This is a genomic window from Burkholderia sp. BCC1977, assembly GCF_905339595.1.
GTDB lineage: Bacteria > Pseudomonadota > Gammaproteobacteria > Burkholderiales > Burkholderiaceae > Burkholderia.
Genome location: NZ_CAJPGQ010000004.1, coordinates 241,607 through 255,606 on the forward strand (window position 1 = coordinate 241,607; position 14,000 = coordinate 255,606).

Sequence of the window (14,000 nt, forward strand, 5' to 3'; positions counted from 1 at the left end):
GAGCGAGCGATGCAGATTCCGTCGAATGTCTTCAAGGCCGCGCTCGCACGTGGCCACGCGCAGGTCGGGCTGTGGCTCGGCCTGGCGAATCCGTACAGCGCCGAAGTCGTCGCGGGCGCCGGTTTCGACTGGCTGCTGATCGACGGCGAACATGCGCCGAATACGGTGCCGACGATCCTCGCGCAGTTGCAGGCGATCGCGCCGTATCCGTCGCATCCGGTCGTGCGCGTGCCGTGGAACGATCCGGTGATCGTCAAGCAGGTGCTCGATCTCGGCGCGCAGACGCTGCTCGTGCCGATGGTGCAGAGCGCCGACGAAGCGCGCGCGGCCGTGGCCGCGACGCGTTATCCGCCGCACGGGATGCGCGGCGTCGGCAGTGCGCTCGCGCGTGCGTCGCGGTGGAATCGCGTGGGTGACTACCTGCATCGCGCGAACGACGAGATGGCCGTGCTCGTGCAGGTCGAGACGCGTGCCGGGCTCGACGCGATCGACGCGATTGCGCGGGTGGAAGGCGTCGATGGCGTGTTCATCGGGCCGGCCGATCTGGCGGCCGATCTCGGGCACCTCGGCAATCCGGGGCATCCGGACGTGCAGGCGGCGATCGACGGCGCGATCCGGGCGATCAAGGCGGCAGGGAAGGCGCCGGGGATTCTGAGTGCGGATGAGGCGGCGGCGCGGCGGTATCTGGAGGCGGGGGCGTTGTTTGTCGCGGTGGGGGTGGATACGACACTGCTGGCGAGAAGCGCGGAGCGGTTGGCGGCGCAGTTCAAGGGGAAGGGCGGCGAGGCGGTGAAGAAGGGGGACGGGACGTATTGAGCAAAGCGAATGGCGCGATGCGGGCGGCTTTCGAAGGACAGCGCTCGCTCGCCGCGTACCTGGGCACGCGAACGGAAATACAACGCATCCAGATTTTCGACGACGAGGATCGCGCATATCAGGTCGAGCTTCCGACCTCTCATTTCGTTAGCAGGTCGATATCCTCGTCGGGCTGGTCGATGGCAAGGCTGCCGTCAAGGTCGTGCTGGCCCGCGCGAAACTGACAGGAATTGAGCCAACAGGCGGAGGAGTACGAGGTCGACTACGAATGACGGGTTCGCCGTTTACAGTTGTCGACAATGCTTGTGCGCTTTACCCGGCGGCGCCGGATTGCCTGAGAGACGTTTCAGGAAATGCTTGTCCCGCCCGAAACGGGCGAACGCCGGTGCGATGTAGGCAAGCAGATCTGGAGCGCCCCGTGTTCGGGACTCGATCGCTTTACCCTTTTTTGATAAATGGCGATCGCGCGACGTTGTACGGTTCAGTGTGAAATTGTAAGGTCGAGAATTCTACAACGCGAGTATAAGCATGACGCGTGATACCGATAGGATTCCGTACTTCAAGATCAACAAGCTGGTTTGGAAATGGAAGGTTTGTGAGGGGGGCGATGGAGGCATCCCTGTGTGCGATGTCGGCCTGTCGCTGGCAATGGCTCCCCCGGTGAAGGAGTCGCGAGTCAAGCAATCCTCACCTGTTGTTCGGGCAGACAAGCGTGACTCGCTCGATAAGATGGTGGACGACATCGAAAGAATTGCAGGTGCATTTTCACGCTTCAAGAAGTGGTTGGATACGCCCGATCCACCCAAGCAAACGAAGGCAGCCGAAAAGAAAAAAGAAGTGCCGCCTTTCGATATTCAGCAAATTCCCGATGCCATGCGCAAAGAGCATATGCCGGTTTCCGCGAAATTGATGGAGCGGTGGTTTGCGGGGGAACTTAACTACTCGATTACATCGAAAGACCAGAGTAACGAGATCAATCAGAGCGGCGACCTTTACCCTGAGTCGATGGTCGATCGAACCACCATAAAACTGGATTGGGTCCTCAAGCATGGGCGCGCAAGGAAGCAGTACGATAGTCTCGTAAATGCCGATATATATAGCTCGCGTGCGTATGCAACCCTTAAAGATATTCTTGGCCGCTACCGTAGTCGGGGAGACGTATCGCCTTGGGCGATCAGCGGCTACGATATTCGCAAGCTACACAAGGCGTTCCAATTCCAGCGAGCAGCGGTAGAGAGCTCCTTCGAGCAGAAGGCCTTGCAGGCCGCGCGACGACTTCCCGATGCCGGTGTCCCTGACGACCTGACCGGCGCGTTGGGAGCATTCAACCTCTATGCGGCGGTAGCGGGCGTTACGTTCGACGTCGGAAATATGAAGGCGACGGTTACGCACATCGTTGTATACGTCCGGGACGGTTATTCCTTTGAGGGAGCGACAGATTCGCGGTCCCAGTACCTGGGCCACTGGAGCAAAAACGGCGTGGTTATCGTACCAAGCTATACGGCAGCGAATCTTGCGGATCAGCCGTGGTTTGACTTTCCGGTAGTGGCAGGCAGTACGATCGCAAACCTCTATGAACCGGGGAAGGTTTACTATCCGGTCCGGAATCGCTCGTTCCGCGAGTGGCAAGCGCGACACCATCGAGGCGGCGACTTCATCATATTTTCCGACTATAGGCCAATCATGTTAGCCAAACCCATAACGGTGTATTTCGAATGAATGGCCTGGCGACAGGTATGCAGGGCGCAGGACTGGTTGCACTTGCAGCACTCGGGCTGGTCGGCACCGCTGTATGTCTACTGATCGTTGTTTTATACGGCTTCTCGCGCAACGAGGGGCGCGTCGAACGAATGAAGTCCGGAATGAAGGCGCTGGGTGCCGGTCTGGCAATTGTCACTGTGTTGTTCTGCGCCGGTTCTTACTACAAGGATGCGCGCGTACGCGCACATGCGACACGGTTTGATAGCGAGCTTTCCACGAACGGTGGGGGCCGTTACACGGCGCAATACGCCTACCTGGGAGCAGATCGAATCCTTTTGCGACTCTATCGGACATCCGACATGCGATTGCTTGCCGAGCGAACTTACGAGTACCCGGATTCCGTTCGTTTGGTATGGACCAAGGAATCCCTGATATTCGATACCGCCGTCGGCAGCGACGGAGAGATCAGGCTGCCACCGACACGGTTTGATCGATTCAAGGCTATGTTGCCGTAGCGGACAGTGATCCGTGCGTATGCGATGTCGTGCTGCGCGCCGGGGCCGGCACACGATGGCGCGTGCGTGCCACTGACCGCATCGCACGGAGCCGGGCAGGCGGCGACGTGTGCCGCCGCCCGTGTCGTCAAGCCAGGATTCAGAACCGCTGCTGAATCCCCGCCGTCACCCCGACCTGCGTGGTGCCGTACCCGGCGAAATCACGCGACACGCCGACTTTCTGGTCGTGCTTCGCGATCGCGAACGCGCCGGCCGCGTACAGCACCGTGCGCTTCGACAGCGCGTAGTTCGCGCGCACCGACACCAGCGTCGGATCGGCATCGCTGCCGCCCTTGATGTTCTGGTGATAGACGGCCGCGATCAGCGAGAACGCCGGCGTGAACTGGTACGAACCGCCGAGCCAGTACGTGTCGCTCAACTGGTTCGCCGCCGTGGTGTGGAACGTGCGCTTGTAGTTGCGATAGCCGGCCATCGTCTTCAGGTTGCCGAAGTCGTAGCTCAGGCCCGCGTGGATGCCCTGGATATAGTTGACGGTATCGGCCGGCGTGACGCTGTCGGCCGCGCCGTTCTGCCGGTCGAACGTGAGCACCGCCGCGAACGGGCCGGTCTCGTAGCCGAGCGCGAAGTCGTATTTCGAGCTGGTCTTCACGCTGCCCGGCACGTTGCCGAAGCCGTACATCGCGCCGAACTTGACGCCGCTGAATTCGCCGTCGTAGCGCACCGCATTCGACGAGCGCGTGAACATGCCGTCCTTGCGGCCGCCCGTCGCCATCGACGAGGTCGCCCACGAGTAGTTCTGTGCGTAACCCATCGGGTCGAACGGCAGGATGTAGTCGTAGGTGACGGTGTAGTTGCGGCCGAGCGTCAGTTCGCCCCATTTGCCTTTCAGGCCGACGGTCGCGCGGCGCGCGAAGATCGAGTCGGGACCGTCGTCGAACGCACCGTTCGCGAGGTCGATACCGCTTTCGAGGCGGAACACGGCCTTCAGCCCGCCGCCGAGATCCTCGACGCCGCGCAGGCCCCAGCGCGACGTATTCTTGTTGCCCGACTTCAGCTTGACTGAACTTCCGCCGTCCGGCGCCGCGTGGTTCGTGTATTCGATGCCGGCATCCATGATCCCGTACATCGTGACCGACGACTGCGCGTGCGCGGCGCCTGCCGCGAGGCCGGCGACGGCGGCCGATCCGGTCAGGACGGCGGTGCGAAGGGAACGTTCTGCGCGTGACTTCATTGACGGTGTCTCCTTGGTTCTTGTGGGTTGGGTAAAACGGATACGCGGCGCGCAGGAGCCCGCGGCGGGCGCCGTGACGTGCCCGCCGATGGGTGCCGAAAAGGCATGCGCGCCCGATTGCATGCGCGGCGGCGCGCCGGCCGTCGCGCCCGGGTCAGCCCGCTTTCGCGAACGCCCAGCAGTCGTTGGCCGGGAACTCGATCCAGTGCTTGCCGGCCGCGCGCGGCACGTGGCCGAACGCGCGCAGGCGCATCTCGCCGCAATGGAACAGGTATTCCCAGCGGTCGCCGAGATACATCGACGTGACGAGGTCCGCCTGCAGCCGGTTCGCGCCCGGGCCGTCGGCGACCTGCACGCGCTCGAGGCGGATCACGGCCTGCGCGTCCTGGCCCGGCGCGAACGCGTCGCGGGCGAGCGCCTGCAGTTCCCAGCCGTCGCCGGCGAGCGTCACGCGTTCGCCGTCGACGGCCGCGACGCGCGCGTCGATGCGGTTGTTGCTGCCCATGAATTCGGCCGTGTACAGCGAGCGCGGCGCGCCGTACAGCTCGGCCGGCGTGCCTTCCTGTTCGATGCGGCCGTTGCGCAGCAGCAGGATGCGGTCGGACATCGCCATCGCTTCGGTCTGGTCGTGCGTCACGCAGAGCGCCGACAGCCCGAGCGACACGATCAGCTCGCGCAGCCACGCACGCGCTTCCTCGCGCAGCTTCGCGTCGAGGTTCGACAGCGGCTCGTCGAGCAGGATCACCGGCGGGTTGTAGACGAGCGCGCGCGCGATCGCGACACGCTGTTGCTGGCCGCCCGACAACTGGTGCGGAAAGCGTTCGGCGAGATGGCCGAGGCCGAGCTGGTCGAGCGCGGTCTGCACGCGGCGCTTCTGTTCGGCCGGTGCCACGCGGCGCAGCTTGAGCCCGTAGCCGACGTTGTCGGCGACGGTGCGGTGCGGCCACAGCGCGTACGACTGGAACACGAGGCCGAGCGAACGCTGTTCGACCGGCAGGTCGACGTGCCGCGCGCCGTCGAAGAACACGCGGTCGTCGAGCTGGATGCGCCCGTCGGACGGCTGTTCGAGGCCGGCTACCGCGCGCAGCAGCGTGGTCTTGCCGCTGCCCGACGCGCCGAGCAGGCACACGACTTCGCCGGCCTTCAGTTCGAACGACACGCCCTTGAGGATCGGGTTGGCGCCGTAGCTGAGATGCAGGTCGTCGACGATGAGCTTATCCATGAAGTTTCACTCCGAAGCGCAGGGCCACGCCGAGACCGGCGCCGACCATCGCGATGTTGATGACAGAGAGCGCGGCAACCTGGTCGACGGCGCCGGTCGCCCACAGCGACACGAGCAGCGCGCCGATCACTTCGGTGCCGGGCGACAGCAGATAGACGGCAGTCGAGTATTCGCGCTCGAAGATCATGAAGATCAGGAGCCACGCGGCGAGCAGGCCGAAGCGCACGAGCGGCAGCGTCACGTCGAGCGACACGCGGCTGCGCGTCGCGCCGACGCTGCGGCCGGCCTCCTCGAGCTCCGGGCCGACCTGCAGCAGCGCACTCTGGATGAGCCGCATCCCGTATGCGAGCCACACGACCGTGTATGCGATCCAGATGCTCCACATCGAGTTCTTCAGCTCGCGCAGGCCCGGCACGAACAGGAAGATCCACAGGAACGCGAGACCGGCGAGCAGGCCCGGCACCGCGCGCGGCAGCAGCACGAGGTAGTCGAGCAGCTTGGTCGCCCAGTCGGGGCGGCGATGGCCGGCGAATGCGACGAGCGAGTAGAAGCCGATCGCGAGCGCGCCGCCGATCACGCCGATGCCGAGCGTGTTGACGATCGCGCGCACGAGGTTGTCCTGCTCGAACAGCTCGATGAAGTTCGACAGCGTCAGCACTTCGGCGAGCGCGACGCCTTCGCCCCAGTTGGTCACGAACGCGCGCAGCACGATGCCCGAGATCGGCACGATCACGGTCAGCAGCAGCCACAGCGCGACGATCGCGAGCGCGATCCAGCGCCATACGCCGAGCGGCAGCACCGTCGCGCGGCCGGCCTTGCCCTTCACGGTGACGAAGCGGTTCGCGGTCTTCAGCAGGCGGCGCTGCAGCAGCACGAGCGGGAACGTGATCGCGACGATGCACACCGCGACCGCGGCCATCAGGTGATACGACGGCACGCCGAGCTTGTTGGTCAGCTTGTACAGGTAGGTCGCGAGCACGAGGTGGCCTTCCGGATCGCCGAGCACGAGCGGCAACCCGAACACCTCGAAACCGAGGAAGAACACGAGCACGCCGGCGAACAGCAGCGCGGGCATGGTCATCGGCAGGCTCACGTCGAGCGCGACGCGGAACGGCCGGGCGCCCGTGACGCGCGCCGCTTCCTCGACGTCGGAGCCGAGGTTGCGCAGCGCGGCGGACGAGTACAGGTACACGTGCGGCACGTGCGTGAGGCCGACGATCACCGTGATCGCGAAGATCGAGTACACGTTCCAGGGTACGTTCTGCACCCCGAACAGTTCCTTGAACCACACGGAGTAGAAGCCGACCGGGCCGGCCGCGACCACGTAGCCGAACGCGAGCACCATCGGCGACACGAACACGGGCGTGAGCAGCAGCGGCTCGAGCCAGCGGCGGCCGGGCAGGTCGGTGCGCACCATCAGGAACGCGAGGATGCCGCCGAGCGGGATCGAGATGAACAACATCCCGCCGGCGATGATGAACGAGTTCTTCACGGCCGACCAGAAGTCCGGGTCGGTGAAGATGAAGCGGAAGCCTTCGATGCCGAGCGTCTTGTTCGCGTCGAAGAACGGCGCGGACAGCAGGCTCTGGAACAGGATGAAGCCGAGCGGCAGCGCGACCGCGACGGTGAGCACCGCGACGACGATCCAGCGCAGCATGCCGGCGAGCGGCTGCAGGCCGTTGGCCGGCAGCGCGGGGATCGCGCTGCCCGGGCCGGTGGTGGGCGGAACGGCCTGCGCCGCTCCGCGTGTGCTGGTTGAAAGCATGAGTTCGCCCCTGCGGCCATCCGGATGGCCGCCTCTAGGAAGTCGGTAAGGGGAAGAGGCCGCCCGCGCGATGCACGGCGGGCGGCCGATGGTCAGTTGCTCAGCCGATCAGCGCTTGATCGACTGCTGCCATTGCTTCAGGAACGCGAGCCGCTTCGACTGGTCGAGATAGACGAGCAGGCCGGTGCCGATCTGGATCGGCTTCAGCGAATCGCCGAGGTCCTTGGTGAGGCTCGCGGCCGACGTTTCGCCGGTCACATCCGTGCGGATCGCGTACAGGTTCGCCTGGTTCGCGATCAGCGTCTGGCCGCGCTTCGACAGCAGGTAGTCGACCCACAGCTTCGCGGCGTTCGGGTTCTTCGCCTTCTTCGAGATCGTTGCGAGGCGGCTCACGACCTGCGTGTAGTCCTTCGGAAGCACATAGCCGATCGACTTGTCCTTCTTCGCCTTCGCGTACGCATACGAGCCGATGATGTTGTAGCCGATCAGGTTCTCGCCCGACGAAATCCGCTCCATCATCGCGCCGGTGCTCGACTGCAGCTTCGGGCCGGTCGCACCCATCGCCTTCACGAGCTCCCACGTGACCTTCTCGTTCACGTGCGCGTCCTGCGTCAGGTAGTTGAAGCCGACACCCGACTTCTCGATGTCGTAGGTCGTGACCTTGCCCTTGAACTTGTCGGCCTGCGTGGTGAGCAGCTTGATCAGGTCGGCGCGCGTCTTCGGCACCTCGTTCTCGGGGATCAGGCGCTTGTTGTAGACGATCGCGAGCGGCTCGAACGTCGTGCCGTACGCCTGCTTCTGGTATTGCGCCCATTGCGGCACGTTCGGGCTTTCGGGCGAATCGTACGACGCCATCAGGCCGTCGTTGACGAGCTTGACCTGCAGATCCATCGCCGAGCTCCACAGCACGTCGGCGCTCGTGCTGCTGGCGGCGTTCTCGCTGATGTAGCGGTTGTACAGCTCGGTGCTGTTCATGTCGTTGTACTCGACCTTCACGCCGTACAGGCTTTCGAAGTCCTTGAGCAGCGGGCGCACGAGGCCCGTGTCGGTGGTCGAGTAGACGATCAGCTTGCCTTCCTGCTTCGCGGCGTCGACGACACCCTGGTAGTTACCCGGATATCCGGCCGGAACCTGCGCGACGGCGGCGCCGGCGGCGGTGCCCAGGACGATCGCCAGCGCGGCGGCGAGCTGCTTCGGTGCAAACGGCATTGTCTTCCTCCAGTTATGCGTGTGTGTTGTTCGAATGACGCGGATGTTAATTGCGAGGCACTTTCAGCCTGCTTTCATTTCGGTTCACAATAGCGTCCTTTGTGTCATGGATTTCCCGAGGTTCCCATGCGTGTGCTGCTCGTCGAAGACAACCCGAACCTGGCGCAGTCGCTGAACGACGCGCTGAGCGCCGCGCGCTTCGCGGTCGATCACATGGCGGACGGGGAGGCGGCGGATCACGTGCTGCGCACGCAGGATTACGCGCTGGTGATCCTCGATCTCGGGCTGCCGAAGCTCGACGGGCTCGAGGTGCTGCGGCGGCTGCGCGCGCGCCGCAATCCGGTGCCGGTGCTGATTCTCACCGCGCACGGCTCGGTCGAGGACCGCGTGAAGGGGCTCGATCTCGGGGCCGACGATTATCTCGCGAAGCCGTTCGAGCTGACCGAGCTGGAGGCGCGCGCCCGTGCGCTGATCCGGCGCAGCCTCGGCCACGAACATTCGCGGGTCGCATGCGGGCCGCTTTCGTATGACAGTATCGACCGCAGCTTCCACCTCGCCGGCGAACCGCTGCCGCTCACGCCGCGCGAGCGCTCGGTGCTGGAGGTGCTGATCCTGCGCAACGGCCGCGCGATCAACAAGGAGACGCTGTCGGAGAAGATCTTCGGGCTCGACGAGTCGGTCAACGCGGACGCGATCGAGATCTACGTGTACCGGCTGCGCAAGAAGCTGGAGAACACCGGCGTCGCGATCGTCACGCTGCGCGGGCTCGGGTATCTGCTCGAAGCGAAGGCGGCCGGATGAGCGGCCGCCACGCTCACTTGCCTCGCATGAGACCGGCGTGCATGCCGCAGCGCTACGCCGGGTCGACACGTCCGCGGCCCGCCGACGGCGCGCAGGCGATTCTTGGGGCGCTCCGGCGGCAGGCATGGTGACGCGCCCGAACCTGCGCACGCAAGTCGCGCTATGGCTGCTGCTGCCGCTGCTCGGGCTGCTCGCGCTCGATTCGTGGCTCACCTACCAGCGCGCGATGAGCGCCGCGCACGTCGCGTTCGACCGCACGCTGTCGTCGTCGCTGAAGTCGATCCGCGAAGGCGTGCGGCTCAACGAGGGCGAGATCGAGGTTGACCTGCCGTATCTCGCGCTCGAGATGTTCGAGTCGGGCGACGGCGGCAAGATCTACTACCTGATCCGCGAGGACAACGGCCATACGATCACGGGCTATCCGGACCTGCCGCTGCCGCAGGGCGACGGCGCACTGTTCGTCACGCGCTACTACAACGTCGTCTATCGCGGCGAGCAGTTGCGCATGGCCGCGCTGCGCGTGCCGGTGCACGACGTGCCGACCGCGCAGACGCGCATCGTGTGGGTGATGGTCGGCGAGACGATCGAGGCGCGCCAGGCGCTCGCGCGCGAGATCCTGGTGGGCTCGCTGCTGCAGGAAGGGTTGCTCGTCGTGCTCGCGCTCGGGATCGTGTGGCTCGGCGTCGGGCGCGGGCTGCGGCCGCTGAACCGGCTGTCGGCGACGGTCGCCGCGCGCAGCGACGGCGATCCGACGCCGCTCGACACCGGCGGCATGCCGAGCGAGCTCGCGCCGCTGGTCGAGTCGATCAACCAGTACATCGGCCGCACGCAGCGTATGCAGGTCGCGCGGCGGCGTTTCTTCGCGGACGCGGCGCATCAGCTGAAGACGCCGCTCGCGGCCGTGCAGGCCGGCGTCGAGCTGGCATTGCGGCCGGACGAGCAGCCGCGCGTGACCGTGCATCTGCGGCGCGTGAACGGCGCGGTGCGGCAGGCCGCGAAGATCGTCCAGCAACTGCTGTCGCTGTCGCGGCTCGATTCGGACAGCGGCCATGCGGTCGCGCACCAGCCGGTCGCGCTGCACCGGCTCGCGCGCAGCGTGACGCTCGACTGGTCGCCCGTCGCTCGCGCGCGCGACATCGACCTGGGTTTCGAACACGAGGCCGATGTCGACGTGCTCGGGCAGCCCGACCTGCTCGGCGAATTGGTCGGCAACCTGATCGACAACGCGATCCGTTATTCGGGCGACCGCGCGGTGATCACGGTGCGCGTGTCGCGCGACGGCGAGCGTGCGCGGCTCGACGTGATCGACAACGGGCCGGGCATCCCGGCCGGTGAGCGCGACGCGGTGTTCGAGCGCTTCCATCGCGGCAGCAAGACTCAGACGGTCGAAGGCACGGGGCTCGGGCTGTCGATCGTGCGGGAGATCGCGCGCGTGCATCAGGGCAGCGTGACGCTGGCCGATGCGGCGGGCGGCGGGTTGATCGTGACGGTGGTGCTGCCGACGGTTCCTGCGGCGCAGTAGCGAGGCTGCCGCGAGCGGCGGATGGCGGCGACGCAGACGACGCGCCGTCCGCCGCTTGCGCCGATCCGGTCAGTCGCCGAACCCGATCTCCGCTTCGACGGACTGCCCGACCTCGAGCCACGCACCCGCGCCTTCGACGACGATCGCGTTGATGCCGAACGTCAGCGCGTCGTCGAAGTTCGGGTTCGCGCGATAGGTCTGCATCGTGTCGGTCGGCTCGTGCGGCCATGCCGGGTTCGGCGCGCCGGTCGCCTGGTCGATCGTCGGCATCGGGCAGCGCGTGCACAGCTTGACGAGACGCAGCCGCACGGGCGTCTCGCCTTCGGCGTCGAGACGCTCGAGGAAATCCTCTTCGTACGCGTCGAGATCCGACACGACGATGTTCGGGCGGAAGCGGTTCATCGGAATCGCCGGCGCGCCTTTCGCGACGAGCTTCGCGTTCAGGTCGTCGAGCGACGACTGGCCGATCACGAGCAGCGGATAGCCGTCCGCGAACTGCGTGTGGGTGTCGATGTCGCCGGTCCATTTGCGGTTGCAGCCGCGGCGCGCATCCGCGCCGAAGCGCGCGAGCTTCAACGGGATGCCGAGGAATTCGGTGAGCCACGCGGCCGTCTCTGCGCCCGTGTCGATCGCGTCGACGGTGTCGCGCCAGACGGTCGCGGCCATCTTCGGCGTGGCGGGCGTCGCATCGCCGTCGAGCGGCGTGCGGATCTCGGGCATGCCCGGCGCGTTCAGCACGAGCGCATCGCTGTCGAGCGCGGTGCGGATCAGCGCGAGGCGCGGGTGCGTGCGCTGCGTGATCATCATCCCGTCGGGCGTGGTGATCAGCCAGTGGCGGTCGTACGCGAGGCCCGTTTCGAGCAGTTGCGCGCGCGACAGCGCGATGCCGGCGCAGGATTTGATCGGGTAGACGAAGAGTTCGGAAATGGCTGGCATGACGCTGGCTGACGAAGGCAGGATGGTCGAATCGCGATTGTGCCAGATCGTGCGAAAGCCGTTTGGGCGGTTGCAAGCCGCCGCGCGGCCGGTCACGCCAGCGGAAAGCCCAGGTCGAAGGTCGTGCGCACGTCGAGCGGCTGGCGCAGCAGTCCCGCCTTCAGATAGAAGTCGGCCGTGCGCTGCTGCCCGGCGATCAGCGTCGCGTCGATCGGCTGCCAGCGCGTGCCGCGGCGCTCGAACTGCAGTTTCGCGGCCGCCGGCGGGATGCCGATGATGCGCGCGAGCGCCGCGGAATACGCGTCGGCGTGCTGGTACGACCAGACTTGCGCGCGCACCACGCGTTGCAGGAAGTCGCGCAGCACGTCGCGCTTCGACGCGATCGCCGCGTCGGTCGCCGCGAGGTAGCTGAGGCCCGACCACAGGCCGCGGCCGTTGACGAGCACGCGCGCGCGGCCGCTCGTTTCGGCGAGCGCGGTATAGGGTTCCCAGGTCGCCCACGCATCGATCGAACCGGTTGCGAGCGCAAGCATCGTGTCGGCCGGCGGCAGGAAGCGGAACGAGACGGCGTCGGGCGGCAGGCCGGCCGCGTCGAGCGCCTTCAGCGTGACGAAATGGCCGATCGAGCCGCGCGTGGTGCCGATGCGCTTGCCTTTCAGATCGGCGGCGTCCTTCAGCGTCGCGTCGGGCCGCACGAGCACGGCGGTGCCGTACGGGTCGGACCGGTTCGCGCCGATCACCTTGATGCGGGCGCCGGACGCAAGCGCGAAGATCACTGGCGCGTCGCCGATCGGCCCGCAGTCGACGGCCGCCGCGTTCAGCGCTTCGGCCAAGGGGGCTGCGGCCGGGAATTCGGTCCATGCGATGTCGTACGCGAGGCCGTTCAGTTCGCCGGCCGCTTCGAGCAGCGCGCGCAGCCCGCCTTTCTGGTCGCCGGCACGCAGCAGAGGGCGCGGGCCCGATTGCGCATGGAGCGCGGCCGGCGCCACGGAGACGGCGGCGAGGGCGCTCGCTTGCGCGAGGAAGTGGCGTCGGGTCGGATTCATCGTGAGGTTCGGTCCATCGGGGTAACGGTTCAGGGATTCAATGCGGAAGTCCGGCCTGCACGTCGCGCACCGGTTCGGCGTCGACGCGCAGCAGCAGCGCGGTCAGCGGATCGACGTTCGCGGCGGCAGCGGACGGTCGCGCCGCGGCATCCGAGCGGCACAGCAGGTCGTCGGCCGACCAGCCCGCGCTGCCCGGCAACGCGCGCGCCCGCAGCCAGCCGCGCCGATCGGCGAGCAGTTGCGTGCCGCCGAACGTATCGGGCGGCACGCCGGCGATCGTGGCGAACGCTTGCCATGCATCCGGTGTGGACGCGACGCAGTTCGCGCGCGCGCCGGTTGCCGGCGGTGCGGGCGTGGCGCTGGCGGTGACGAGCAGCGTCTGCCAGCGCGGGTCTTCCGTCGGCGGCGTACCGCGCGGCGCGAGTGCGACGACCCGCACGCGCTGGCCTTCGCGCCAGCGCTCGAGCGGTTGGGGCGCGCCGCTGCCGCAGCGCACGTCGAGCGCCGGCAGCGGGACGGGCACGGGCCACGCACCTTCGGCCTGCGCGCCGCTGCCGGCCGACAGCGCTTTCAGGTAATCGAGCACGGCCCACGTATCGGCCGGGCCGAGCGTCGCGGCAAAGCCCGGCATCGACGACGCACCGCGTGCGTCGCGCGTACCGTGCCGCACGCGCCAGTACAGTTCGCCGTCGAGCCGGCGGGCGAGCAGCGCGCCGGCGAAGGTCGGCGGCCAGTGGGCGAGCGTGGCCGCGAGCGGTCCCTCGCCGCGGCCGTCCGCGCCGTGACAGGCCGCGCAATGTTGCGCATACAGGTGGGCGCCGCGCATCACGTTCGCGACGGAGAACGCGTCGGGACTGCGCTGGAAACTCGTGGGCACCGCAGGCGCGAGCCACAGCGATGCAGGGGGCCACGGCGCGAACCACGCGACGGCCAGCGCAGCAATGGCCGATGCCGCCCGCCACGTGCGCGAAACGAGCGCGATGCAGCCGAGCGTCACGGCCAGTGCCGTCATCGCGCCAGCGAACGCGAGCTGTCGCGTGAGCCCGGCATCGATGCGCAGCGTTTCGAGCGCGATCCGGTGTGCCCAGGGCCACGCGGCCTGTCCGTCGACATCGCCGGTCAGGCCGGTCGCATGCAGTCCCTGCGCGAGCGCGATCTGCGCGCGATACAGCAGTTGCAGGAACAGGAGCGCCCAGTCGGCGAACGGCGGCGTGTTCATCGGCACGGCCTTTGCCG

12 protein-coding genes are annotated in these 14,000 nt (G+C 66.9%); 5 read left to right on the forward strand and 7 right to left on the reverse strand.

The features are described 5' to 3' along the window. The first annotated feature begins 9 nt into the window (after positions 1-9). From hpaI to U5771_RS05960, 3 genes are all read left to right on the forward strand, one after another. The gene (gene hpaI / locus U5771_RS05945) at positions 10-816 is read left to right on the forward strand and encodes a 4-hydroxy-2-oxoheptanedioate aldolase (RefSeq protein WP_322023119.1); all 807 of its coding nucleotides are present in this window, start codon (positions 10-12) and stop codon (positions 814-816) included. Positions 817-1,344: 528 nt separating this feature from the next. After that, on the forward strand, positions 1,345-2,535 hold the full coding sequence (locus U5771_RS05955; protein ID WP_322023120.1) for a DUF6402 family protein: 1,191 nt from the start codon (positions 1,345-1,347) through the stop codon (positions 2,533-2,535). After that, a complete protein-coding gene (locus U5771_RS05960; RefSeq protein ID WP_322023121.1) occupies positions 2,532-3,032 on the forward strand; it encodes a hypothetical protein in 501 nt (166 codons plus the stop codon). Before U5771_RS05955 ends, U5771_RS05960 begins: the two co-directional genes overlap by 4 nt. Before the next feature lie 139 nt (positions 3,033-3,171). On the opposite strand, the gene U5771_RS05965 is transcribed toward U5771_RS05960, so the two are convergent. From U5771_RS05965 to U5771_RS05980, 4 genes are all read right to left on the reverse strand, one after another. Next, positions 3,172-4,263 (reverse strand): porin, encoded by a 1,092-nt coding sequence (locus U5771_RS05965; RefSeq protein ID WP_322023122.1) that lies wholly within the window; start codon positions 4,261-4,263, stop codon positions 3,172-3,174. A 154-nt stretch (positions 4,264-4,417) separates the two neighbouring features. After that, entirely contained in the window at positions 4,418-5,485 is a 1,068-nt protein-coding gene (locus U5771_RS05970; RefSeq protein ID WP_322023123.1) for an ABC transporter ATP-binding protein, read from the reverse strand. Continuing rightward, positions 5,478-7,250, reverse strand: a complete 1,773-nt coding sequence (locus U5771_RS05975; protein WP_322023124.1) for an iron ABC transporter permease — start codon at positions 7,248-7,250, stop codon at positions 5,478-5,480. The genes U5771_RS05970 and U5771_RS05975 overlap by 8 nt, the downstream gene beginning before the upstream one ends. Before the next feature lie 108 nt (positions 7,251-7,358). Beyond that, entirely contained in the window at positions 7,359-8,459 is a 1,101-nt protein-coding gene (locus U5771_RS05980; protein ID WP_322023125.1) for an ABC transporter substrate-binding protein, read from the reverse strand. A gap of 126 nt (positions 8,460-8,585) precedes the next feature. On the opposite strand from U5771_RS05980, the gene U5771_RS05985 reads away from it, so the two are divergent. Together U5771_RS05985 and U5771_RS05990 are read left to right on the forward strand one after the other, a co-directional pair. Next, on the forward strand, positions 8,586-9,260 hold the full coding sequence (locus U5771_RS05985) for a response regulator (RefSeq protein WP_322023126.1): 675 nt from the start codon (positions 8,586-8,588) through the stop codon (positions 9,258-9,260). Between the two features lie 124 nt (positions 9,261-9,384). Continuing rightward, positions 9,385-10,782, forward strand: a complete 1,398-nt coding sequence (locus U5771_RS05990) for a sensor histidine kinase (protein ID WP_322023127.1) — start codon at positions 9,385-9,387, stop codon at positions 10,780-10,782. Positions 10,783-10,851: 69 nt separating this feature from the next. On the opposite strand, the gene U5771_RS05995 is transcribed toward U5771_RS05990, so the two are convergent. The 3 genes from U5771_RS05995 to U5771_RS06005 all read right to left on the reverse strand — a co-directional run bounded on the left by U5771_RS05995 (position 10,852) and on the right by U5771_RS06005 (position 13,983). Beyond that, on the reverse strand, positions 10,852-11,718 hold the full coding sequence (locus U5771_RS05995; RefSeq protein WP_322023128.1) for an MOSC domain-containing protein: 867 nt from the start codon (positions 11,716-11,718) through the stop codon (positions 10,852-10,854). Between the two features lie 92 nt (positions 11,719-11,810). Beyond that, positions 11,811-12,764, reverse strand: a complete 954-nt coding sequence (locus U5771_RS06000) for an ABC transporter substrate-binding protein (protein ID WP_322023129.1) — start codon at positions 12,762-12,764, stop codon at positions 11,811-11,813. Between the two features lie 37 nt (positions 12,765-12,801). Beyond that, the gene (locus U5771_RS06005) at positions 12,802-13,983 is read right to left on the reverse strand and encodes a c-type cytochrome (protein ID WP_322023130.1); all 1,182 of its coding nucleotides are present in this window, start codon (positions 13,981-13,983) and stop codon (positions 12,802-12,804) included. Between the last annotated feature and the right edge of the window lie 17 nt (positions 13,984-14,000).